At 66.8% G+C, this 22,101-nt stretch carries 24 protein-coding genes and 1 rRNA gene; 15 read left to right on the plus strand and 10 right to left on the minus strand.

From position 1 onward, the window contains the following. Positions 1-7 precede the first annotated feature (7 nt). The 3 genes from ABXG85_RS11110 to ABXG85_RS11120 are packed head-to-tail and all read left to right on the plus strand — an operon-like array spanning position 8 to position 2,951. Positions 8-1,180, plus strand: a complete 1,173-nt coding sequence (locus ABXG85_RS11110; RefSeq protein WP_353513699.1) for an MFS transporter — start codon at positions 8-10, stop codon at positions 1,178-1,180. After that, positions 1,180-2,211 (plus strand): DNA replication/repair protein RecF, encoded by a 1,032-nt coding sequence (gene recF, locus ABXG85_RS11115; RefSeq protein ID WP_353513700.1) that lies wholly within the window; start codon positions 1,180-1,182, stop codon positions 2,209-2,211. Before ABXG85_RS11110 ends, recF begins: the two co-directional genes overlap by 1 nt. Beyond that, on the plus strand, positions 2,196-2,951 hold the full coding sequence (locus ABXG85_RS11120; RefSeq protein WP_353513701.1) for a DciA family protein: 756 nt from the start codon (positions 2,196-2,198) through the stop codon (positions 2,949-2,951). The genes recF and ABXG85_RS11120 overlap by 16 nt, the downstream gene beginning before the upstream one ends. Here the strand turns inward: ABXG85_RS11120 and ABXG85_RS11125 are convergent. Next, entirely contained in the window at positions 2,937-3,917 is a 981-nt protein-coding gene (locus ABXG85_RS11125) for an asparaginase (RefSeq protein WP_353513702.1), read from the minus strand. The genes ABXG85_RS11120 and ABXG85_RS11125 overlap by 15 nt on opposite strands. Further along, a complete protein-coding gene (locus tag ABXG85_RS11130; protein WP_353513703.1) occupies positions 3,914-4,195 on the minus strand; it encodes a DUF309 domain-containing protein in 282 nt (93 codons plus the stop codon). Before ABXG85_RS11130 ends, ABXG85_RS11125 begins: the two co-directional genes overlap by 4 nt. A 23-nt stretch (positions 4,196-4,218) precedes the next feature. On the opposite strand from ABXG85_RS11130, the gene ABXG85_RS11135 reads away from it, so the two are divergent. The 3 genes from ABXG85_RS11135 to ABXG85_RS11145 are packed head-to-tail and all read left to right on the plus strand — an operon-like array spanning position 4,219 to position 6,312. Then, positions 4,219-5,016, plus strand: coding sequence for an ABC transporter substrate-binding protein (locus tag ABXG85_RS11135; RefSeq protein ID WP_353513704.1), 798 nt, complete (start codon positions 4,219-4,221; stop codon positions 5,014-5,016). Then, a complete protein-coding gene (locus ABXG85_RS11140; protein ID WP_353513705.1) occupies positions 5,003-5,638 on the plus strand; it encodes an ABC transporter permease in 636 nt (211 codons plus the stop codon). The genes ABXG85_RS11135 and ABXG85_RS11140 overlap by 14 nt, the downstream gene beginning before the upstream one ends. Beyond that, the gene (locus ABXG85_RS11145; protein ID WP_353513706.1) at positions 5,635-6,312 is read left to right on the plus strand and encodes an ATP-binding cassette domain-containing protein; all 678 of its coding nucleotides are present in this window, start codon (positions 5,635-5,637) and stop codon (positions 6,310-6,312) included. The genes ABXG85_RS11140 and ABXG85_RS11145 overlap by 4 nt, the downstream gene beginning before the upstream one ends. Here ABXG85_RS11145 and ABXG85_RS11150 read toward each other — a convergent pair. Both ABXG85_RS11150 and ABXG85_RS11155 read right to left on the minus strand, forming a co-directional pair. Then, the gene (locus ABXG85_RS11150; RefSeq protein WP_353513707.1) at positions 6,309-6,758 is read right to left on the minus strand and encodes a tRNA (cytidine(34)-2'-O)-methyltransferase; all 450 of its coding nucleotides are present in this window, start codon (positions 6,756-6,758) and stop codon (positions 6,309-6,311) included. The genes ABXG85_RS11145 and ABXG85_RS11150 overlap by 4 nt on opposite strands. Next, on the minus strand, positions 6,758-8,293 hold the full coding sequence (locus tag ABXG85_RS11155; RefSeq protein WP_353513708.1) for an ATP-binding protein: 1,536 nt from the start codon (positions 8,291-8,293) through the stop codon (positions 6,758-6,760). The genes ABXG85_RS11150 and ABXG85_RS11155 overlap by 1 nt, the downstream gene beginning before the upstream one ends. Before the next feature lie 210 nt (positions 8,294-8,503). On the opposite strand from ABXG85_RS11155, the gene ABXG85_RS11160 reads away from it, so the two are divergent. Genes ABXG85_RS11160 through rlmN form a run of 7 tightly spaced genes read left to right on the plus strand, consistent with a single transcriptional unit; the run spans position 8,504 to position 13,576 of the window. Continuing rightward, positions 8,504-9,841 carry an ammonium transporter gene (locus ABXG85_RS11160; protein ID WP_353513709.1) on the plus strand — a complete coding sequence of 446 codons (1,338 nt, stop codon included), beginning with the start codon at positions 8,504-8,506 and terminating at the stop codon, positions 9,839-9,841. After that, positions 9,838-10,188, plus strand: coding sequence for a P-II family nitrogen regulator (locus ABXG85_RS11165; protein WP_353513710.1), 351 nt, complete (start codon positions 9,838-9,840; stop codon positions 10,186-10,188). The genes ABXG85_RS11160 and ABXG85_RS11165 overlap by 4 nt, the downstream gene beginning before the upstream one ends. A gap of 4 nt (positions 10,189-10,192) precedes the next feature. Further along, a complete protein-coding gene (locus tag ABXG85_RS11170) occupies positions 10,193-11,095 on the plus strand; it encodes an HrcA family transcriptional regulator (protein ID WP_353513711.1) in 903 nt (300 codons plus the stop codon). Beyond that, complete coding sequence (locus tag ABXG85_RS11175; RefSeq protein WP_353513712.1) at positions 11,085-11,756, plus strand: molybdenum cofactor biosynthesis protein; 672 nt, start codon at positions 11,085-11,087, stop codon at positions 11,754-11,756. The genes ABXG85_RS11170 and ABXG85_RS11175 overlap by 11 nt, the downstream gene beginning before the upstream one ends. Further along, entirely contained in the window at positions 11,753-11,977 is a 225-nt protein-coding gene (locus tag ABXG85_RS11180) for a hypothetical protein (RefSeq protein ID WP_353513713.1), read from the plus strand. The genes ABXG85_RS11175 and ABXG85_RS11180 overlap by 4 nt, the downstream gene beginning before the upstream one ends. A gap of 13 nt (positions 11,978-11,990) precedes the next feature. Continuing rightward, the gene (locus tag ABXG85_RS11185) at positions 11,991-12,530 is read left to right on the plus strand and encodes a Uma2 family endonuclease (RefSeq protein ID WP_353513714.1); all 540 of its coding nucleotides are present in this window, start codon (positions 11,991-11,993) and stop codon (positions 12,528-12,530) included. After that, positions 12,527-13,576: a dual-specificity RNA methyltransferase RlmN gene (gene rlmN / locus ABXG85_RS11190; protein ID WP_353513715.1), complete on the plus strand. Its 1,050-nt coding sequence runs from the start codon at positions 12,527-12,529 to the stop codon at positions 13,574-13,576. The genes ABXG85_RS11185 and rlmN overlap by 4 nt, the downstream gene beginning before the upstream one ends. Here rlmN and ABXG85_RS11195 read toward each other — a convergent pair. Then, positions 13,545-14,708 (minus strand): acyl-CoA dehydrogenase family protein, encoded by a 1,164-nt coding sequence (locus ABXG85_RS11195; protein WP_353513716.1) that lies wholly within the window; start codon positions 14,706-14,708, stop codon positions 13,545-13,547. The genes rlmN and ABXG85_RS11195 overlap by 32 nt on opposite strands. Before the next feature lie 76 nt (positions 14,709-14,784). Between ABXG85_RS11195 and ABXG85_RS11200 the strand changes: the two genes are divergently transcribed. Next, complete coding sequence (locus tag ABXG85_RS11200; protein WP_353513717.1) at positions 14,785-15,486, plus strand: Clp1/GlmU family protein; 702 nt, start codon at positions 14,785-14,787, stop codon at positions 15,484-15,486. Here the strand turns inward: ABXG85_RS11200 and leuS are convergent. The 5 genes from leuS to ABXG85_RS11225 all read right to left on the minus strand — a co-directional run bounded on the left by leuS (position 15,467) and on the right by ABXG85_RS11225 (position 21,614). Further along, the gene (leuS, locus tag ABXG85_RS11205; RefSeq protein WP_353513718.1) at positions 15,467-18,100 is read right to left on the minus strand and encodes a leucine--tRNA ligase; all 2,634 of its coding nucleotides are present in this window, start codon (positions 18,098-18,100) and stop codon (positions 15,467-15,469) included. The genes ABXG85_RS11200 and leuS overlap by 20 nt on opposite strands. A 129-nt stretch (positions 18,101-18,229) precedes the next feature. Further along, positions 18,230-19,012, minus strand: a complete 783-nt coding sequence (locus tag ABXG85_RS11210; protein WP_353513719.1) for a YhjD/YihY/BrkB family envelope integrity protein — start codon at positions 19,010-19,012, stop codon at positions 18,230-18,232. Positions 19,013-19,018: 6 nt separating this feature from the next. Beyond that, on the minus strand, positions 19,019-20,260 hold the full coding sequence (locus ABXG85_RS11215; protein WP_353513720.1) for a glutamate-5-semialdehyde dehydrogenase: 1,242 nt from the start codon (positions 20,258-20,260) through the stop codon (positions 19,019-19,021). Further along, on the minus strand, positions 20,257-21,360 hold the full coding sequence (proB, locus tag ABXG85_RS11220) for a glutamate 5-kinase (RefSeq protein ID WP_353513721.1): 1,104 nt from the start codon (positions 21,358-21,360) through the stop codon (positions 20,257-20,259). The genes ABXG85_RS11215 and proB overlap by 4 nt, the downstream gene beginning before the upstream one ends. Before the next feature lie 59 nt (positions 21,361-21,419). Further along, positions 21,420-21,614 (minus strand): hypothetical protein, encoded by a 195-nt coding sequence (locus ABXG85_RS11225; protein WP_353513722.1) that lies wholly within the window; start codon positions 21,612-21,614, stop codon positions 21,420-21,422. A gap of 368 nt (positions 21,615-21,982) precedes the next feature. Between ABXG85_RS11225 and ABXG85_RS11230 the strand changes: the two genes are divergently transcribed. Further along, positions 21,983-22,101 (plus strand): 16S ribosomal RNA (locus tag ABXG85_RS11230); the annotation flags it as partial.

Below are 22,101 nucleotides of genomic sequence, written 5' to 3' on the forward strand. Positions count from 1 at the left end.
TTAGGCCATGTCCGCCCTCGGTCTCCTCTTCCTCACCCTCTTCAATAGCGTCCTAGGGCTATCCCTCCTGTTCCCTATCCTGGGGCCCCTGGGCCGGGAACTGGGGCTAAGCGAGGTCCAGGTGGGCCTCTTCTCCACGGGCTACGCCCTCATGCAGTTCCTCCTTTCCCCCTACTGGGGCAGGCGAAGCGAGCGGGGTAGAAAGCCGGTGCTCCTTTTGGGGATCCTAGGCTTTGCCCTAAGCTTTCTCCTCTTCGGCCTCTTCGCCCTCTTAGGGCAGAGGGGCCTCCTCTCTCCAGGCCTCCTCTTTCCCCTTCTCCTCCTGGCCAGACTTTTTGGCGGAGCCTTTAGCTCCGCTACCTTGCCCACGGCCCAAGCCTACGTGGCGGACGTGACGGGGCGGGAAAGCCGCACCTCCGGCATGGCCCTTTTGGGAGCGGCCTTCGGCCTGGCGGTGATCCTGGGGCCGGCCCTGGGGGCGGGGCTCGCCGCGGTCTTTGGCCTCTTGGCCCCGGTCTTCTTCGCCAGCGGGCTGGCGCTTCTCAACGCCCTCTTTGTGGCCCTGGTCCTGCCCGAATCCCGCCCCCAAGGGGAGGCGCCCAAAGGCCAGCTTTCCCCTTGGGACGGGAGGGTTTTCCCCCTTTTGCTCCTGGGCTTTGCCCTAAACCTGTCCAGCGTGGCCCTGGAGCAGACCATCGCTTTTTACTTCCAAGACCGCTTGGGCTTAAGCGGGGTGGAAACCGCCCGCACGGTGGGGACGGCCTTGGTGCTCTACGGGCTCGTGGCGGTCTTCATCCAGGGGGTGCTGGTGCGGAAGCTCGCCTGGCCCCCCAGGACCCTCCTCCTTTTAGGGCTTCCCGTGGGAATTTTAGGGTTTTCCCTCCTGACGGTGGCCCACACCTTTCCCCTCCTCGCCCTGGGGCTTGCCCTGCAGGGGGCGGGGGCAGCCTTGGCAGGACCAGGGGTGACGGCGGCCCTTTCCCTGGCGGTGGGGGAGGGGGAGCAAGGGCTCGTGGCGGGGCTCAACAGCGCCGCCCAGGCCCTGGGGCGGATGCTCGGGCCCCTTTTGGGCACAGGCCTCTACCGCCTCCTGCCCGAGGGGCCCTACCTCTTGGGCGCAAGCCTCCTGGCGCTTTCCTTCCTCCTCCTCCCGGCCCTTTTCCGGCGGGTGCGGCTCTGATGCGCCTTCTCCTCCTCCGGCAGAGGAACTTCCGCAACCTGGCCTTTTCCGCCTTCCGGCCGCCCCAGGGCCTTTTCGCCCTGGTGGGGGGAAACGCCCAGGGGAAGACGGGGCTCCTTTGGAGCATCCACCTCGTGCTCGGGGGGGAGGTGCGGGCCACCATGGGCGATTTGGTGCGCTTTGGGGAAAAGGAGGCTTGGCTTTTTGCCGAGGTGGAAACCGAGCTAGGGGTCTTCCGGGTGGAACAGCGCCTCACCCCCGAAGGAAGGGGGATTTTCTTGAACGAGAAAGCCGTGAGCCTGAAGGCGCTTTGGGAGCTTCCCGGCTCGGTGCTGGTTTCCCCCGAGGACGTGGAGGTGGTGCTGGGGGCCAAGGAGGAGCGTCGGGGCTTCCTGGACCGGCTCATCGGGCGGTTTTCCCGCCGCTACACCGCCCTCCTCTCCGCCTACGAGAAGGCCCTGAGGCAGCGGAACGCCCTGCTTAAGGTTGGGGGGGAGGGCCTCGAGGCCTGGGACCGGGAGCTCGCCCGCTACGGGGAGGAGATCATGGCCTTGCGGCGTCGCTTTTTAAAGCGTTTTCTGCCCACTTTCCAGGAGGTGCACCGAAGCCTGGCTCCCCTCGAGGCGGGCCTTATCCTGGAGGAAACGGTGCGGGGGAACTTCCTGGAAGCGTTGGCCGAGCGGCGGGAGGAGGAGCGGGAGCGGGGGCAGACCCTGGTGGGCCCCCACCGGGACGACCTGGTCTTCCTCCTGGCGGGCCGCCCCGCCCACCGCTTCGCCAGCCGGGGGGAGGCCAAGGCCCTGGCCCTAGCCCTGCGGCTAGCGGAGCACCGCCTCCTTTGGGAGCACCACGGGGAAGCTCCCCTCCTCCTGGTGGACGAGTGGAGCGAGGAGCTGGACGAGGCGCGAAGGCAGGCGGTCTTGGCCTACGCCCAAGGGCTTCCCCAGGCGGTTTTGGCGGGGCTATGGGCCCCGGAAGGCATCCCCGTGTGCACCATGGAAGGAGGGGTGGTGCTATGCCCTGGCGGGTAAAGGACCTGGTGCCCGAGGCCCTAAAGAAAGCGGGGGGGAAGGAAAAGCTTTGGCGCGGGCTTGTGCTCGCCGCCTGGAAGGAGGTGGTGGGCAAAGAGCTCGCCCGGCTCACCGAGGCGGTGGGCCTGGAGGGAAACACCCTGTTGGTGCGGGTGGCCGACCCCCTCACCGCCCACCACCTCGCCTATAGCCGCCTCGCCCTCCTCCGCCGCTACCAGGAGCGCTTTCCCGGGGCGGTGGAGGAGATCCGCTTCCTGGTGGGGCCTCTGGAAACCCCGCCCCCGCCTCCCCCTAAGCCGCCGGAAAACCCCGAGGCGGCGCGCCAGGCCCTCAAGCTGGCCCAAGAAGCCCCGCCCGAGCTCCGGGAGCGGGTGGCCCGGGCCGCCTTGGCCCTCTTCGCCCGCCAGACGGGAAGCCCCTGCCCCATCTGCGGCGCCCCCAGCGAACACCACCCCTGCCCCACCTGCCGCCGCCTCCTGGAAAGCCCCGCCGTGCGGAAGGAGGCGGAAAGGCTACGAAGGGGGCAGACCGCCCGGCTGGAAGGGGAAGCGCTCCTTGTGGCGCGGCACCTGGCCCGGGAACGCCTCCTGGCCGAGATGCGGGAGCTTTACCCCGAGGCCCTGCGGGAAAGAAATCTTATCCCCTTGCTCCAAGACTTAGCCCAGCGCTACAAGGCCCTTTTCCCGGAAGAGCCCTTACCCGAAGGCGTACAAAGCCTCCTACGGCTAGAACCAGGTTAAGGTCAGGTGGGCCTCGAGGTGGCCTACCCCCAGGCCCCGGTGGTTCCGGATCTCGGGCCGGTCCCAAGGGGTTGGGCCGGGGTCCAGGCCCAAGGCCCGGAGGAGGGCCACCACCAACACCTCCCGGGCCTGGGTAGCCCCGTCCTCCACCTTGAGGGCCACGCCCAAGGGTCCCTTGGGGCTTTCCAAGAGGGCTAGGCCGTAATAGCCATCCGCTCCCCGTTTGGCTACCACCGGGAGCCGCTCCATGAGCCAGGTATCGATGCTCCCCGGCCCCGCCACCAGGTGGGGGTGGCGGCGCATGGCCTCCCGCACCCTTCTTAAAGGCTCCGCATACGCCTCGGGAGCCTCCTCCGGGGCCGCCAAAAGGTAAAAAGCCCGGGCCGCCCGGGCCAGGGGCAGGGCGAAGGTGGGCACGCTGCAGCCGTCGATGGCGTAAAGGGGCTCGGTCCCCGAAAGCTCCCTCAGGGTCCTGCGGTTCAGGAGTTGCACCGGGTGGTCGGGCAGGTGGTACCCCTCCACGGAAGCCCCCAAGGCCAAGGCGGCGGCCAGCATGCCGGCGTGCTTACCCGAGCAGTTGTGGTGGAGGGGGGTAGGGGAAAGCCCCGCCCGCTCCAGGGCCTGCTTCGCCTCCTTGGAAAAGGGGGGGTGAACCCCGCAGACCAAGTGCTCAGGCCCCAGGCCCAGCTTGGCCAAAAAGCGGGCGGCCACGGCCACGTGGGCCTCGGTGCCGTCGTGGCTGGCGGTGGCCAGGGCCACCTCCTCTTCCCCCAGACCAAAGCGCTCCACAGCCCCCGTTAGGTAAAGGGCCAGGGCCTGGAAGGGCTTGGCGGAGGAGCGCAGGTAAGCCACCAGGCCCGGCTCCCCGGCGTAGGCCAAAACCCCTTCCCGGCCAAAGACGGCCAGGGAAACCCGGTGTCGGTTTTCCACCAGCCCGCCGCGGTAGGCGTACACCCAAGCGTTCACGCCCCAAGTCTACGCCGGGCCTCCGCCAAAAGCGCCTCCCAGTCCACGCCCGCATAGGGGTTGGAAAGGCCCCTTAGCCGGGCTTCCGCCTTCCTCAGGTTCCTTAGGCCGCTTTGGCCCAAGGCCCTTTGGTGCAGGGCGGCGGCGAGGAGAATGAGGCCCTGAAGAAAGCGCCGCTCCTCCCCTTGGGCCCCAAGCCAGGCCCCTTCCAAGACCTCGTGCACCTCAAAGTAGCGCCCCTCCCGCCACAGGGCCAGGGCTTCCTCCAACACCCCCATCCCCTTAAGCCTAAGATGGGCTCATGCGCTTGGGAGCCTTTCTCCTCCCTTTCTTCCTCCTGGCGGAGGCCCTGCGCCTGGCCACCACCACCAGCGTCTACGATTCCGGGCTTTTAGACCAGCTTCTCCCCCCCTTTCAGAAGGCCACGGGGATACGAGGGGAGGTCTTGGCGGTGGGCACGGGCCAGGCCCTAACCTTGGCGGCCCGCGGGGATGTGGACGCCGTCTTGGTCCACGCCCCGGACCTCGAGGCCGAAGCCGTGCGGCAAGGCCATCTGGCCGAAGGGTTCTGCCTGGCGCAAAACCGCTACCTCCTGGTGGGGCCCCCAAAAGACCCCGCCCGGGTGCGGGAAACCCCAACCCTCCTGGAGGCCCTGCGGCGGATCGCCAAGACCCAAGCCCCCTTCGTTTCCCGGGGGGACCGCTCGGGCACCCACCTTAAGGAACTCGCCCTCTGGAAGGAAGCGGGCGTCACCCCGGCCCCGCCTTGGTACCTGGAGTCGGGGGCAGGCATGGGCCAGACCCTGGTCCTGGCGGCGGAAAAAGGGGCCTACACCCTTTCCGACCTCGCCACCTACCTCACCGTGGGGAAGAAACGGGGGCTTGTCCCCCTCTACGACCGGGACGACCCCTTGGTCCTCAACCAGTACAGCTACTACGTGGCCCCCAAATCCCCCCGGCTGGGGGAGGCAAGAAGGCTTAGGGCCTTCCTTGCTTCCCCCGGGGCCACCCAAATCGTGGCGGGGCTGAAGGTGGAGGGGCAAAGCCTCTTCCAACCCCTGAGGGGTCGGTGTATCCTCCCTGTGGGTGGAAGCCGCTGAGCTCAGGGAGATTGCGCTAAGAAGCCTGCTGGTGGCGGGGGCGGCCACCCTCTTGGCCGCTCTTCCCGCCGTACCCTTGGGGCTTTGGCTCGCCCTCCGGGGTGGGGGTGGAGCCTGGGGCAGGATGCTCCTCTATGCGGGCATGGCCCTCCCTTCCGTGGTGGTGGGGCTTTTCCTTTACCTCCTCCTTTCCCGCTCAGGGCCTTTGGGCTTCCTCGGGCTCCTCTATACCCCCTTGGCCATGGTTCTGGCAGAGGCCATTCTGGCCTTTCCCCTCATCGCCGCCTTCGTCCTTTCCGGGACCCGGGCACGGGTGGAGGAGGTGCGCCTATTGGTGCGGAGCCTGGGCGGTAAGGAAGCCCAGGTCCTCCCTACCCTCTTTTGGGAAAGCCGCCGCACCCTGGCCGCCGCCTTGGCCGCAGGCTTTGGCGGGGCCATCAGCGAGGTGGGGGCCGCCACCCTGGTGGGCGGGGACATCCGCCACCATACGCGGGTCCTCACCACGGCCATCGTGGTGGAAACCCGCAAGGGGGAGCTGGAGGCGGCCTTGGCCTTGGGAATGGTCCTTTTGGGCATCGCCCTTGTGGTCACCGGGCTTCTCGTTATCCTGGAGCGGGAATGAGGCCGGTGCTATGGGCCGAAGGGCTTGTCCACCGCCAGGGGGCGTTTTGCCTCGAGGTGGAGCGCCTCCAGGTCCACCCCGGGGAGATCCTGGCGGTCTTGGGGCCTTCGGGTAGCGGCAAGACCACCCTGCTCCGCCTTCTTTCGGGCCTCCTTCGGCCCGAGCGCGGGCGGGTGGAAGGGGGGCGTTCCGCCTACTTGCCCCAGACCCCACCCCTACTGCGGCGGAGCGTCCTGGAAAACGCCGCCTTTGGTCTCCGTCTCCGGGGCGTGGCCAAGCGGGAGGCTCGAGAGCGGGCACGAGCGCTTCTGGCGCGGGTGGGCTTGGCGGAAAAGGCGCATCAGCCCGCCCACCTCCTCTCGGGTGGGGAAGCGGTGCGCCTAGCCCTGGCCCGCACCCTTGTGGTGGAGCCCGAGGTCCTGCTCCTGGACGAACCCACCGCCAGCCTGGACCCCGCCAACGCCGCCCAAGTGGAAGCCCTCCTCCTGGAGGCAGCGGAGGGGCGAGGGGTGATCCTCGCCACCCATGACCTCTTCCAGGCCAAGCGGCTGGCGAAACGGGTGGTCTTCCTCTACCTGGGCCAGGTGGTGGAGGAAGGGGAGGCCAGCGCCTTCTTCCAAAGCCCTAAGGACCCTAGGACCCAGGCCTTTTTGCAGGGCCGCCTCCTCCCCTAAAGGCCCCGGAGCTGGCGGTAGGCCTCGTAGGCCGCCACCCCCACGGCCACCGCCAGGTTGAGGGAACGCACCGGCCCCGGCATGGGGATGTTCAGGGAGGGAAAGCGGGCCAGCACCCCCTCGGGTAGCCCCCGGGTTTCCGGGCCGAAAAGAAGGTAGTCCCCTTCCTGGAAGCGGGCCTGGTAGAAGCTTTCCTGCCCCCGGGCGCTAAAGGCCCACACCCGGGCCGAGGGGGGGAGGGTGGCGAGGAAGGCCTCCCAATCGCCATGGACCCGGAGGTCCACGTGGGGCCAGTAGTCCAGCCCCGCCCGCCTGAGCTTGGGGCTGGAAAGGAGAAAGCCGAAAGGGCGGATGAGGTGTAAGGGCCACCCCAAGGCAGCGGCGGTGCGGGCAACGTTCCCCACGTTTTGGGGGATTTCTGGCTGGTAAAGGACCAGGTGGACCATCACCGCCTCCGGTACCGGGTGGCCGCACCCCGGCCTAACCGCTCCGCCCGCCCCTCGCGGAGAAGCCGGTTCAATAAGGCCAAGGCGGCCTTAGGGCGCAGGCCCAGGTAGGCCTCCACCTCCCGCCTTGACCGAGGGGTTTCCAAAAGCGCCAGGGCCCGCTCCGCCAAGGGGTCCCGCCGGGCCAGGTGGTACCGCCCCCCTTCCCTGCGCAAAAGGCCCATGCGCTCCATGCGGGCAAGCACCTTCTTGCTCGCCTCCTCGGAAAGCTGCAGGGCCCGGGCAAGCTCCCCTAAGGTGGCCTCCCCCACCCGCCTCAGGTGGCCCACGGCGATGAGGTGGTCCAGGCTGAAGGCACCAAAGCGCTCCTGGGCCTCGGCCAGCTCCCGCACGAAGGCTTCGTCCAGCTCGGGGTTATAGAGGATGAGGATCAGGGCCTCCGGGTAAAGCCGGTACTCCGGGGGCTCCTTGCCGTGCTTGAGGAGGAGGCGGTACATCTTGTCCACCCCGCTGCCCGCCCGCTCCACGTACCCCAGGCGGTAGAGGGCCTCAGCCAGGCGGGGGTTGCGCCGCTTGGGGGGGTGGCGCAGGACGTTTTCCGGGGTGATGCCGGGGGGGAAGCCCCCAGGGTTGGAAACCTCCAAGCGGTCGGGGTGGTGGTGGACCTGAATGGCGTCCTTGCTCTGCCAATCCCGGTGGACCAGGGCGTTTAGAAGGGCTTCCCGGTAGACCTCCTGGTCGAAGTCCCAGACCTCTATGCGGAATAGGCCCACGGTGAGGTAGCGCACCCGGTTCCGGGCCTGGATCAGGTCCCTTAGGCGCTCCAAAAGGGCGGGGATGGGCCTGAGGAGGTCTTCCCGGAAGCTATACCCCTCCTCCTCCTCGTGGAAATAGTAGCTCACCTCCGCCTGGGGCAAAAAGCGCCTTAGGGCAAGGCCCGTGCCCGCCAAGAGAAGCCCCGCCACCGTGGGCTTAGGCTCCCCATCCACCCGCTCCAGAAGCCCCAGGGCGAACAGGAGTTCCAGATCCGGCAAGGCGGCCAAGGCGCTTCCCCGTTCCTCCAGGATGCGCCGTAGGCGCAAGACCTCTACCGGGTCCAGATCGGAAAGGCTGGCCGCAGGCAGGACCTGGGCGGTGAAGTCGGGCTCGGGCAGGGCCTGGCCCCTGCGGAGCTCGGTGAGGCGCTGCCCGTTCCAAAAGGGCACCCGCCCCGCCCCCACGGCAATGGCCGCCGGGCTTTGCGGCACGTGCAGGGCCAAAACCCTTCCCAAAGGCCCCTCCACCGCCTCCACGTAAGGCAAAAGAAGGCCCTGGGTGAGCTCAAAGAGGGCGTGGGTGACCTGAAGAGGATGGATGTCCGAGGCTCCCAAGACGCTCCCATCCCGGGTTACCCCCAGGAAGAGGGTGCCGCCCTTGTGGTTGGCCAGGCCCGCGGCGTAGCGGGCGAGCTCCTCCGGGGACAGGTCTGGGGGCAAGAACACCGTGCGCTCGTCCTGCCCCTGGGCTAGACGCTCGAGCAGCTCTTCCCAACTCACGGGCCCAGTTTAGCGGGAGGGGAACCGGGCGCAGACACACAGAGCTACATGGCGCAACATTTGTTATTGGCAACTGCGCGCTTTTTACTTGACATTATGCACATCTTTTCCCTTTTTATCGTTTCTTGTACTAAAAGTATTGGCTTATCGTACAACTTTAGCTTGACAATATGCATTCTGGGTGCTAGGCTTGCCCTCGAGGGGGTGGCCATGCAAAAGCACAGCAGCTTTTGGGGATTGGCGGTGATCGGGCTTTCAGGTTTGGCTTGGGCGGAAGGCGTAGACGGAGCGGCCACAGCGTGGGTGCTGGTGTCCACGGCCCTGGTCCTCCTCATGACCCCAGCTTTGGCCTTCTTCTACGGGGGGCTGGTGCGCTCCAAGAACGCCTTGAACACCATGATGATGAGCTTCGCCGCCTTGGGCTTCGTGGGGGTGGGCTGGGCCCTTTTGGGCTACAGCCTGGCCTTCGCCGAGGGAAGCCCATGGCTTGGGGGCTTGGGCCACGCCCTGCTGCGGGGCGTGGACCTGGCGGCCAAGGGGGAGATCCCCCACCTCCTCTTCATGGCCTTCCAGGGCACCTTCGCCATCATCACCGCCGCCCTTCTAACGGGGGGCTTGGTGGAGAGGATGCGCTTTCCCGCCCTCCTCCTCTTCCTCACCCTCTGGGGGCTTCTCGTTTACGCCCCCTTGGCCCACTGGGTCTGGGGCGGGGGGTTTTTGGGGGCCTTAGGGGCCCTGGACTTTGCCGGGGGCACCGTGGTCCACATCAACGCCGGGATCGCCGCCTTGGTGGGGGCCTTGGTCCTGGGGTCCCGCAAGGACTACGGGCGGCAGGCCATCCTGCCCCACAACGTGCCCTTTGTCCTCTTGGGGGCGGCGCTCCTTTGGTTTGGCTGGTTCGGCTTCAACGGGGGCAGCGCCCTGGCCTCGGGGGAGGTGGCGGCCTTGGCCTTTGTCAACACCCTCTTGGCCCCCGCGGCTACCTTGGCCGTCTGGATCCTTCTTGACCTCCTGCGCACGGGCAAGGCCACGGCGGTGGGCCTGGCCACGGCCATCGTGGTGGGGCTGGTGGCCATCACCCCGGCGGCGGGTTTCGTTTCGCCCCTTTCCGCCCTGGCCCTGGGGGCGGTTTCCGCCCTGCCCAGCTACTTCTTTCTCCTCTACCGGCCCAGAACCCGCCTGGACGACTCCCTGGACGTCTTTGGGGCCCACGGCCTGGCGGGCGTCACCGGGGCCCTCCTCACGGGGGTTCTGGCGGAAAAAGCCTGGAACGGGGTGGCGGACGGCCTCCTCTTCGGCAACCCGGCCCAGCTCGGCGTCCAGGCCCTGGCGGTCCTGGCCGCGGTGGGCTACTCCGCCTTGGGCACCTTCGTCCTCCTCAAGCTTGTGGCCTTCCTCACCCCCTTGCGGGCAAGCCCCAAGGAGGAGGGCCTGGGTCTGGACGTGACCCAGCACGGGGAAGAGGCCTACGCCAGCGGGGAAGGGGCCATTTTGGTCCTCTCCGAGGCCTCCCCGCCCGCCCTCAAACCCCTGGGAGGTAAGGCATGAAGCTCATCGTGGCCATCATCCGCCCGGAGAAGCTGGGAGAGGTTTTAGAAGCCCTCTTCCGGGCCGAGGTGCGGGGGCTTTCCCTAAGCCGGGTCCAGGGCCACGGCGGGGAAACGGAAAAGGTGGAAACCTACCGGGGCACCACGGTGAAGATGGAGCTCCACGAGAAGGTGCGCCTGGAGATCGGGGTTTCGGAACCCTTCGTCAAGCCCACGGTGGAGGCCATCCTCAAGGCCGCCCGCACCGGGGAGGTGGGGGACGGCAAGGTCTTCGTGATCCCCGTGGAGAAGGTCTACCGCATCCGCACCGGGGAAGAGGACGAGGCGGCGGTCACCCCGGTACAATGAGGGTGTGACGGCGCGGCAGCGGGCCATCCTTCACCTCTTGGTGGAGGAATACATCAAGACCCAAACCCCGGTGCCCTCGGCCAGGCTGGCTGAGGGGCTGGGGCTTTCCCCCGCCCTGGCCCGCTACGAGCTCATCGCCCTCGAGGAGATGGGCTACCTCACCAAGCCCCACGCCTCCGCCGGCCGCGTGCCCACCCGGCAAGGCTTCCGCCAGTACTCCCTCTCCCTCCTCCCCCCAAAACCCCTGCCCGAAAGCGTCCGGGAGCGCCTGGAGCGGGCCCTTTCCGGGGCCAAGGAACCTGAGGCCTTCTTGGTGAAGGTGGCGGTGGGGCTTTCCGGCTACCCCGCCCTCCTCCGCCTAAGGCCCCGCAAGACCCCCAAGGTGCTCCAGGTCCACCTCTCCTCCTTGGCCGAGGGCACCTTGGCCGTCTTCGTCCTGGAAGGGGGGCGGGTGAAGGAGGCGCGGCTTCCCTTGGCCCTTCCTCCCGAGCGGCTTCGGCAGGCGGAGGCGGTCTTGGCGGGGCCCCTTTCCGAGCTCCCCCCGCCGCCTCGAGGCTTGGAGGACCTCTTCTCCCACCTGACCCGGGCCCTTTCCGCCGGGCTTTCCCTCTCCTACCGGGAAGGGCTCGCCGAGGCCCTCAAAGAGCCCGAGGCCAAGGACCCAGGCTTTTTGGAGCGCCTGGTGAAGCTTTACGAGGCGGGAAGCGAGGAGGTCCTCACCCCCCCGGGCCGGGTGGACGTGCGGGTGGGGGAGGTGGAGGGGCTGGCCCAGGTGCAGGCAGGCTTCCAAAAGGGGGAGTGGCTGGGGGAGCTCACCCTCATCGGCCCCATGCGCATGCGCTACCCCGAGGCCCTCTCCGTGGCCTCGGGCCTCTCCCAGGTCTATACTGGGGGCCATGCGGGTTGAGGTGAGGCTCTTCGCCCTGTACCGGGAACGGGCGGGAACGGACCGCCTTCCCTTGGACCTGCCGGAGGGGGCCCGGGTCCGGGAGGCGAAGGAGGCCGTAGAAAGGCTTTTCCCAGGTCTTTCCCTCTCCGGGGGCATGGCGGCGGTGAACCAGGCGCTGGCGGGGGCGGAAACCCCCTTGCAGGAAGGGGACGAGGTGGCCTTTTTGCCCCCCGTGTCCGGGGGCCAGGACTCCTTCGGCCTCACCCAGGACCCCTTGGACCTAAAGGCTCTGGTGGACTGGGCCAAGGCCCCCGAGTACGGGGCGGTGGTGAGCTTTCTGGGCACCACCCGGAGCCCCAACCGCGGGGAGGAGGTGGCCTACCTGGAGTACGAGGCCTACCCGGGAATGGCGGAAAAGGTCATGGCCCAGGTGATCGCCGAGATGCGGGAACGCTGGCCCCTAGGCCGGGTGGCCCTCTGGCACCGCCTGGGCCGGGTGGACCCCGGGGAAGCCTCCATCGCCATCGTGGTTTCGGCCCGGCACCGCAAGGAGGCCTTCGCCGCCTGCCAGTACGCCATCGACCGGGTGAAGGAAATCCTCCCCGTCTGGAAAAAGGAGTACCGCAAGGACGGGAGCTTCTGGGTGGAGGGCTTCGCCCCAGAGGAGCACCGCCTTTGACCTCCTTCACCCTCCTGGCGGGCTTCCTCCTCCTGGTCCTTTTCGCCCTTCCCCTCCTCTTGGGCTTTTCGGCGGGAAGGGCCTTCCGGGAAGGAAGGGGCCGGGTGGCTTTGGGGCTTCTCCTCTTTGGGGGTTTTGTGGGCCTTCTGGCCAGGCCCAGGCCTTTGGGGCTTCTTCTTCTCCTTGTAGGGCTTTTGCTCGGCTATGGCCGCCTCCGCTAGCTATAATGGGGGGATGACCGAGCGGGCCTTGCGCCCCCTCACCGAGGAAGAGTACCTGGCCCTGGAGGAGGAAAGCCCCGTCCGGCATGAACTCCTGGGTGGCTACCCTTACGCCATGGCCGGGGCCAGCTTGGATCACAACCTCATCGTCACCAACCTGGTAGCCCTTCTGAAGCCCCTGGCCCGGGCTAAGGGCTGCAGGGTTTATAGCGAAACCGCCAGGCTCAAGCTCTCCGAAGACACCTTCTACTACCCGGACATCATGGTGGTGTGCGGTCCCAAAGCCCATCCCCTCTACGAAACCGCCCCCTGCCTGGTGGTGGAGGTGCTCTCCCGGGGCACAGAAGCGCAAGATAAAAGGGAAAAGCGCTCCCGCTACCTTAGCCTGCCAAGCCTCCAGGGCTACCTGATCCTGGAAAGCGAAGGGCAAGGAGGCCTCCTCTACCGGAGGACCCCGGAAGGTTTCCGGGAAGAGGCCCTGGGAGAGGTCCTGGCGCTCCCTTGCCTCGAGGGGACCCTAGAGCTCGCCGCCATCTACGAGGGACTTTCATGAAGCCCATCCTGGAGCTACCCCCAGAGGAACTTCCCGGCGAGGGCTACCGAAAGGCTCAAATCGCCCACTGGCTCTACGCCCGGGGCGTGCGGGACTTCGCCGAGATGACGGACCTGCCCAAGGCCCTGCGGGAAGCCCTGGCCAGGGAGTGGCGCATTGCGGAGTTCGCCCTGGTGGAGGCCTACCCGAGCCGCGACGGAAGCGTGAAGTACCTCTTCACGCTCCTGGACGGAAAGAAGACCGAAGCGGTCTACATGCCCTACCCAAACCGCAAGACCGTCTGCCTCTCCAGCATGGTGGGCTGCCCCGCCGGGTGCACCTTCTGCGCCACCGGGGCCTTGGGCTTCGGCCGCAACCTCACCGCAGCGGAGATCCTGGACCAGCTCCTGGCCATCGCCCACCACCAGGGCATCTCTCCCCGGGAGATCCGCAACGTGGTCCTCATGGGCATGGGGGAACCCCTTCTGAACCTCAGCAATGTCCTCAAGGCGGTACGGGTCATGCTCCACCCCAAGGGCCTGGCCATGAGCCCAAGGCGCATCACCCTCTCCACCGTGGGCATCCCCAAGGGGATTTACCGCCTGGCGGAGGAGGATTTGGGGGTGCGGCTCGCCCTCTCCCTCCACGCCCCCGACGACGAAACCCGGAAAAAGATCATCCCCACGGCCCACCGTTACCCCATGGCCGAGATCCTCGAGGCGGTGCGCCACTACTACGCCCAGACCAAGCGCCGGGTGACCTTTGAGTACACCCTCCTGAAGGGCATCAACGACCACCCCTGGCAGGCCAGGCTCCTCGCCAAGCTCCTGAAAGGGATCAGCGCCCACGTGAACCTCATCCCCTTCAACCCCTGGGAAGGGTCCCCGGTGGAGGGAACGCCCAAGGGGGGGATCTTGGCCTTCGCCGAGGAGCTGAAGCGGCTTGGGGTGCCCACCTCCATCCGCTTTAGCCGGGGGCAGGACGTGGGAGCGGCCTGCGGGCAGCTGGCCCTCAAGGCCCCCCAGGCCCTCTCCTTCACACCCCTTCTAGAAGACGCCGGGCGATGACCAGCTTGAGGATCTCGCTGGTCCCCTCGCCGATGCGGGTGAGGCGGGCGTCCCGCCAGTAGCGCTCCACGGGGTAGTCCTTGATGTAGCCGTACCCCCCCAGGACCTGGATGGCCTCGTCGCAGGCCCTCACCGCCACCTCGCTGGCGAAGAGCTTGGCCTGGGCGGCCTCGAGGGTAAAAGGCCGCCCGGCGTCCTTTAGGGCCGCCGCCTTCAGGTAAAGAAGCCTTGCCGCCTCTAGCTCCGTGGCCGCCTCCGCCAGCTTAAAGGAAACCCCCTGGTACTCGGCGATGGGCCGGCCAAAGGCTTCCCGCTCCTTGGCGTAGCGCAGGGCGTAGTCCAAGGCCGCCCGCCCCAGGCCCACCGCCATGGCGGCGATGCCGATCCGCCCCCCGTCCAACACCTGGAGCACGTGGTAAAAGCCCTTACCCCGCTCTCCCAAAAGCCCCTCCTCGGGCACGAAAAGGTCCTCCAAAAGGAGTTGCGCCGTGTCCGAGGCGTTTAGGCCCAGCTTCTCCTCCTTGCGCCCCACCTTTAGGCCCTTCTCCGGGCGGAAAAAGGCGAAGGCGGAGATGCCCAGGTGCTTCTTCTCTGGACTTGGGGCAGGGTCGGTGCGGGCCATGACCACGTAGACCCCGGCCACGCTCCCCTGGGTGATGAACTGCTTGGTGCCGTTTAGGACAAAGCCCCCCTCCACCTTCTCCGCCCGCGTCTTGAGCGCCGCCGCATCCGAGCCCGAGCCGGGCTCGGTGAGCCCCCAGGCCCCCAGGAGTTCCCCCGAGGCCAGCTTGGGCAGGAAGGTGGCTTTTTGCACCTCGTTTCCCGCCAGGAGGATGTGCCCCGTGGCCAAGGAGTTGTGGCTCGCCACGGTGAGGGCCAAGGAGCCATCGTAGTAGGCGATCTCCTCCACCATGCGGGCGAAAAGCCGGGTGGAAAGCCCCGCCCCCCCATAGGCCTCGGGCACCACCGCCCCAAAGACGCCAAAGGCCGCCAGCTGGCGCACCAGGTCCCAGGGGAAGGCCCCGGTGCGGTCCCTTTCCGCTGCTCCCGGGGCCACCTCCGCCTTCAAGAACTCCCGGAACGGCCCCAGGACCTGCCGCTCCTCCTTCGTCTCCTCAAACCAAAGCTCCATGGTGGGCCAAGTATATCACTTTCTTACCGGTTCGCAAAAAGACGTCAGGCCACGAAGGGGTGCTAGAGTTTTCCTCGTGCTCCTCCTCCTTGGCCCCACGGACGTGGGCAAGACCACCCTGGCCCTTAGGCTCCTGGAAAGGCTGGAAGAGGCCTACCTCCTGGACCTGGACCCGGGCCAAGGGGCCCTTCCCGGCACCTTCACCCTCTTCCGCTACCAGGAAGGCACCCTCACCCCGGTGCGCCGCTACCTCCTGGGGGCCACCTCCCCGGCCGGGGTCACCGCCCGGGCGGTGGTGGGGGCCTTGCGCCTGGCCCGCCTCATCCCCCGGGGAAGCCCGGCGGTGGCGGACACGGACGGCCTCTTGGACCCCGAGTTCCGCCTCCTGCAGGCGGAGGCCCTGAGCCCAGCGGAGATCCTCATCCTGGGTTCGGAAGCGCTCCACCGGGCCTTCGCCTGGCGCAAGGACCTGAAGGTGCGCCTCGTTCCCCCCTTGCCCGAAGCCCGCCGGAAAAGCCCGAAGGCCAGGCGGCAGAACCGCCTGGAGCGGCTTCTTTCCCACTTCCGCGAGGCGCAACCCCGGGTCTTGTCCCTGCCCGCCCCCCCGGAGCCAGAAAAGCTTTACGGCCTCATGGACGCCGAGGGCTTTTTCTTGGGTTACGGGCGGCTTTTGGCCTCTGCCCAAGGCGAGGGCCTCTTCCTCACCCCCGTCCAGGGCGAGGTGGCCCAGGTGGTGCCCACCCGCTTAAGCCTTTCCCTTAGCGCGCTACCAGGTTGAGGATCTTCCCCGGCACGTAGATTTCCTTCACCACCTCCTTGCCCTCCAGGTGGGCCTGGACGTTGGGCACCTTCTTGGCCTCCGCCAAGGCCACCTCCAAGGGCGCGTCCTTGGGAATCCGGATGGTACCCCGCACCCTGCCGTTCACCTGCACCGCCACCTCCACCACGTCCTTCTCCAGGGCGCTTTCGTCCAGCTCGGGCCAGCCCGCCTCGAAGAGGCTATCGGGCCAGAACTGGTGCCAAAGCTCCTCGGCGATATGGGGGGCGAAGGGGAAAAGCATCTGCAGGTAGTAGCGGAGGGCGGTGCGGTACACCGGGGTCACGGGCCGCTTGCGGCGGTACTCGTAAAGGGCGTTCAGGAGCTCCATGAGGGCGGCGATGGCGGTGTTGAAGCGGAGGGCCTCGAGGTCCTGCGTCACCTTCTTTAGGGTTTCATGGAGCTTCCCGTAAAGCGCCCGGTCCTCCCCCTCCAGGTCCTCCTTCCGGAACTGCCCCGTGGTGGCCAAAAGGGCCTCCTTGTCCTCCATCACCCGCCGCCACACCCGGTTCAGGAAGCGCCAGGCCCCTTGTACCCCCTCCTCCGTCCAGACCATCTCGTTCTCGGGCGGGGCGGCGAAGAGGATGGTGATGCGGGCGATGTCCGCCCCCTCCTCCCTCACGAAAGGCCCCACCATGACCCCATTGCCCTTGGACTTGCTCATCACTGCAGGCTTCCATAGGTGAAGGGTGCCGTCCTGGTGGGGCCTCAGCTCGGCCCCCATCTTCTTCACATCCTCCAGGGAGAGCTCGCTTTCGGCCATTTCCAGCTGGATGCGGGTGGGCTCGGGGAGGCGCACCCGATCCCCTATCACCTCCACCGGGCCGAAGTCCGTCCAGGCCATGACCATGCCCTGGGTGAACAGGCCCTTAAAGGGCTCCTCCACCCCCACCATGCCAAGGTCGTGGAGAAACTTGGTGAAGAAGCGGCTGTAGAGAAGGTGCAGCACGGCGTGCTCTACCCCGCCGATGTACTGGTCCACCGGCATCCAGAAGTCCGCCTTCTCCCGGGTGAAGGGAAGACGCTCGTTTTTGGGGTCGGTGTAGCGCAGGTAGTACCAGGAGCTGTCAAAGAAGGTGTCCATGGTGTCGGTGTCCCGCTTGGCGGGGCCGCCGCACCGGGGGCAGGTGGTCTCGTAGAACTCGGGGTGGGCCTCCAGAGGGCTTTTCCCCTTGGGGCGGATGTCCTCCACGTCCTTGAGGTCGGGAAGGAGGACGGGAAGCTCCTCCTCGGGCACGGGCACCACGCCGCAGGCGGGGCAGTGGACCATGGGGATGGGGGTGCCCCAGTAGCGCTGGCGGCTGATGAGCCAGTCCCGTAGGCGGTAGGTGATGCGGGCCTTGCCCAGGCCCCTTTCCTCCAGCCAGGCGATGACCTTCCGCTTGCCCTCCTCGCTCTCCGTGCCGTCAAAGGGGCCGGAGTTCACCATAAATCCCGGCTCCTCGTAGGCCCTTTCCAAGGGCTCGGGAAGGGGCTCGCCGGGGCGTTCGATCACCTTCTTGATGGGAAGGCCGTACTTCTTGGCAAACTCAAAGTCCCGTTGGTCGTGGGCGGGCACGGCCATGATGGCCCCGGTGCCGTAGCCGTAGAGCACGTAGTCGGCGGTCCAGATGGGGATCCTTTCCCCGGTGGCGGGGTTTAGGGCGTAGGCCCCCAGGAAAACCCCCGTCTTCTCCCGCCCCTCCGCCTGGCGCTCGATCTCCGTCTTGCGCTTGGCCGCCTCCACGTAGGCCAAGACCTCCTCCCGGCGCTCAGGGGCGGCGAGCTCCAGGGTCAAGGGGTGTTCGGGGGCCAGGACCATGAAGGTGGCCCCGAAGAGGGTGTCGGGACGGGTGGTGAAGACGGTGATCCTTTCCGGGCGGCCCTCCACGGGGAAGTGGATCTCCGCCCCCTCGGAGCGGCCGATCCAGGCCCGCTGCATGGCCTTCACCTTCTCGGGCCAGTTCAGGCCCTCGAGGTCCTCCAGAAGCCGGTCCGCATAAGCGGTGATGCGCAGGTACCACTGCTCCAGCTCCCGCTTCTCCACCAGGGTGTCCTCGTGCCGCCAGCAGCGGCCTTCCACCACCTGCTCGTTGGCGAGGACCGTCTGGCACTTGGGGCACCAGTTCACCAGGCCCTTGGCCCGGTAGGCCAGCCCCTTCTCCCACATCTTGATGAAGATCCACTGGTTCCAGCGGTAGTAGTCGGGCTCGCAGGTGGTGACCTCCCGGTCCCAGTCGTAGAGGATGCCCATGAGCTCGAGGCTCTCCTTGGCCTGGCGGATGTTCTGGTAGGTCCACTCCTTGGGATGAACCCCGAACTTCAAGGCGGCGTTTTCCGCCGGCAGGCCGAAGGCGTCCCAGCCCATGGGGTGGAGGACCTCGTAGCCCTGCACCTTGCGGAAGCGGGCCAAAACGTCCCCCATGGTGTAGTTCTTCAGGTGGCCCATGTGCAGGTCCCCGGAGGGGTAGGGGAACATGACCAGGACGTACTGCTTGCCCCGCTTCCCCGGCACCTCCTTGGCCTTCATGAAGCCCTTCTCTTTCCAAAAGCGTTGCCACTTGGGCTCTATGGCGTGGGGGTTGTACCTCTCCATGTTCGCCTCCTCAAAAAAAACCCTTCCCCGGAAGGGAAGGGACGGCCAGGCCCCTTCCCACCTCAGGGGGCTAGCCTGGCCCAACGCATGCCCCTATCTTACCCCTTTTTGCCATCTGGGGAAAAGGCGCTAGTCTTCCAGGACCCGGGCCACCAAGGCCCCAAGGAGGAGGGAAAGGAGGAGCAGGTATAGCCCAAAGAGGGCCAGGACAAACCCCGCTAGAGGCCCATAGAGGAGCTCGTACTGGGAGCGGGGAAGGAGCCTGGGAAGCCCAAGCCGCACCCCCTCAAAGAGGAGAGCCGCCACGCCGGCCCCCGCGCTAAGGGGAAGAAGGTCCTTGGGCCCCCTTACGCCGCGGAAAAAGGCGTAGGTGAGGAGGAAAAGCAAAAAGGTGGCGCTCAAAGGCAAAAACGCCTCCAAGGGGCCTAGGAAAGCCTGAACGCCCTCTGGGAGAAAGCGCAGGAGAAACCCCAAGGCCAGGCCCAAAAGGGCCAGGAGGAGAAGGGCAAGGCCCAAAAGGAAGGGCATGACCAAACCCAAAAGGCGGTGGCGGACCCCCGCAGGCCGCCCGAAGATGAGGCCCAAAACGTAGCTCAAGGCGGCGAAGAAGTTGCTCCCCGACCAAAGGAGCAAAAGGGCGCTTCCCAGGGTGAGGGGGAAGGCGCTTCGGGTGAGGAAGCGGAGAAGGTCTTGGGCAAGCTCCGGCCGGGCGGGGAAGAGGGCTAAAGTCAGCCCTTCTAAGGCCTCCAAAACCCGGGCTTGCAAGGAGGCGTTCCCAGAAAGGAGAAGCCCGAAGCCGCCCGCCAGGAGAAAGAGAAGGGGCGTGAGGGAAAGGAGGGCATAGTAGGCCAGACTCGCGGCGAAGAAAGGAACGTGAGCCTCCCCGTAAAGCCGGAGAAGGCGCTTAAGCAAAACCCCTCACCCCCGCTCCTGCCCCTCCCCCAGGGCCACCCACTTCAAGGTGGTGAGCTCCATGGGCCCCATGGGCCCGTAGGCGTGGAGCTTGGAGGTGCTGATGCCGATCTCCGCTCCCAGGCCCAGCTCAAAGCCATCGTTAAAGCGGGTGGAGGCGTTCCATAGGACCAAGGAGGCGTCCACCTCCTCCAAAAAGCGCCAGGCGGCCTTGGGGTCCTCGGTGCAGATGGCCTCCGTGTGCCGGGAACCGTGGCGGGCGATGTGGTCCAGGGCTTCCTCCAGCCCGGAAACCACCTTGACCCGGAGGATGAGGTCCAGGTACTCCTGGTCCCACTCCTCCCCCCTCGCCGGCACCGCCTCCTGGAGGAAGCGGAGCGCCTTGGGACAAGCGCGAAGCTCCACCCCCTTTTCCCGCATGGCCTCCTCCAAGCGGGGTAGGAAGGCCTCCGCCACCCCCTCGTGAACTAAAACGGCCTCCAAGGCGTTGCACACCGCCGGGCGCTGGGTCTTGCCGTTTATGGCGAGCCTGAGGGCCATAGCGAGGTCCGCCCCCTGGTCCACGTAGAGGTGGTTCACTCCCTTGGCGTGGGCTAGGACGGGCACCCGGGCCTCCTTCTGCACCAGGCGGATGAGCTCTTCCCCTCCCCGGGGAATGAGGAGGTCCAAAAGCTCCAGGCGGCACATCTCCAAGATGGCTTCCCGGTCCGTGGTGGGCACCAGGGAAACCGCCTCCTCGGGAAGCCCGGCCCCCTTCAGGGCCTCGTGCCAAAGGCCCACCAAGGCCTGGTTGGAGCGGAAGGCCTCCTTGCCGCCCCTTAGGAGCATGGCGTTTCCTGCCTTGAGCGCCACGGCCACCGCCTCCACCGTGGCCCCCGGGCGCGCCTCGTAGATGAAGCCGATGAGGCCCAAGGGTACCCGCATCCGGCCCACCCTAAGGCCGTTGGGCCGCTTGTTCAGGCCCTCGATCCGGCCCAGGGGGTCAGGGAGGGCGGCGATCTGCCGCAGGCCCTCGGTAAGGGTCTTCAGGTCCTTCTCCTTCAGGGCAAGCCGGTCCAGCTTGGCCTTGGGGAGCCCAGCCCTTTCCGCCTCTTCCAGGTCTATTTGGTTGGCCCGTAGCACCTCCGGCCAGCGCTCGGACAAAAGCGCCGCCATGCGCAAAAGGGCCTCGTCCCGCCTCCCCTTGGCGAGGAGGGGTAGCTTGGCCTTTGCCCTTTCCGCCAGCTCCCTCAAACCCAACGCCGTCATGCCTCCTCCTTCAGGGCCAGGTGGTCCCGGTGGACCACCTCCTCGGTGTAGCGGTAGCCTAGGATGGCCTCTATCTCTGCGCTCTTTCGCCCCTTGATGCGGGCGATCTCCTCGGCGGCGTAGTTGGCAAGCCCCACCCCCACCTCTTCCCCTCCTTCGGCCAGGAGCCGCACCGCCTCACCCCGGCCAAACCGCCCCCGCACCTCCTTGACCCCGGCCGGCAAAAGGCTCGCCCCCCGTTCCCGTAAGGCCCGTACCGCCCCTTGGTCCAAAACCAGCTCCCCCTTGGGGCGCAGAAGGCCATAAAGCCAGGCCCTTTGCCCCCGGTAGCGCCGCCGAGCGTGGAAGTAGGTGCCAAGCGCTTTCCCCCCCAAGGCCTCCACCACGACCCCGGGCCGCTTCCCGGGTAGAAGCAGGGTGGGGATGCCCACCTGCCCCGCAAGCCGGGCGGCGAGGAGCTTGGAGCGCATGCCTCCGCTTCCCAAGGGGTTTCCCTCCCCGGCGTGCCGCAGGACGGAAGCGGGGTCGTCCACCTCGAGGATGGGCTTGGCCCCCGGGTTTTTCTTCGGGTCTTCCTCGTAGAGGGCATCCACATCGGAAAGGAGGACGAGAAGCCCCGCCCCCACCAAGGCCGCCACCCGGGCGGAAAGCTGGTCGTTGTCGCCAAAGCGGATCTCTTGGAAGGCCACGGTGTCGTTTTCGTTGATGATGGGGATGGCCCCCAAGCCCAAAAGGGCCTCGAGGGTGGCCTTGGCGTTCAGGTAGCGTTCCCGAGAGGCCAGGTCTTCCGCCGTGAGGAGGACCTGGGCCACGGGCACCCCCCCAAAGGCCTCCCGCCAGGCAGCCATAAGGAGGGGTTGGCCAAGGGCGGCGAGGGCCTGCTTCAGGGGCATGTCCTGGGGGCGGGGAAGCCCTGTGGCCGCCATGCCCGCCGCCACCGCCCCGGAGGAAACCAAGACCACCTCCCGCCCCGCCGCCCTCAGGGCTAGGACCTGGCGGGCGATCTCGGCCATGGTGCCCGGGTCCAACCCCTCAGGCCCAGCCAGGACCGCGCTCCCCACCTTCACCACCAGCCTCTTTGCGGAAAGCCCAGGCCGCATTAAGGACCAGGATAGCACCCCCTTATCCCCTGTCTCGCCGTGTTTCAGGAATCTTTGCTCTAATTCTTGCTTGCCAGAAAGCGGCCATACCGATAGACCACCCGCCCCTCTCGCTTAAGCCGGACCAAGAAGCCAAAAAGGGTGGCCTTGCGCAAACTCGGGTAAACCGCCTTCAAAGCAACGTATAACTCATCCAAGGAACGGGGCTCCTGGAGCCAGGCGAGAAGATAAGCTTCCAAACGTTCCTTACGCACCAGGTCTATTATGGTATTTTCTGACCCCTGAAGCGGGTAACCCCACCTTTTGATCCCAGCAACCTTCCCTCTCACCTAAGTGCGATAGAACCCCTCACTAGGAAGGCTTGGCGTATGCCCTGTAGGGACAGGGAGTTTGCGCCCCAAGTCGATGCCATACAGACCTTTCCAAAGCACCTTGTACAAGGGCTTAACGCCCTTCTTCGCCCTTTGCCCTGTGAAGTCGGTCCCAGGGGTACTTGACAAAGTCAAAAGGGGGTTGATAGGATAACTGTTGCTGCGCGGGCGGAAGCCCAAGCAGGGGGATCTTGAAAAGGGGAGAACAGAGGCCAAAGCAAATACGCACCCAACGCCCTAGTGGCGTTTTTTTTGTGGAGAGTTTGATCCTGGCTCAGGGTGAACGCTGGCGGCGTGCCTAAGACATGCAAGTCGGGCGGGCCACGGGGTTTACTTCGTGGTCAGCGGCGGACGGGTGAGTAACGCGTGG

The sequence above is a fragment of the Thermus sp. LT1-2-5 genome (assembly GCF_040363165.1).
Lineage (GTDB): Bacteria > Deinococcota > Deinococci > Deinococcales > Thermaceae > Thermus.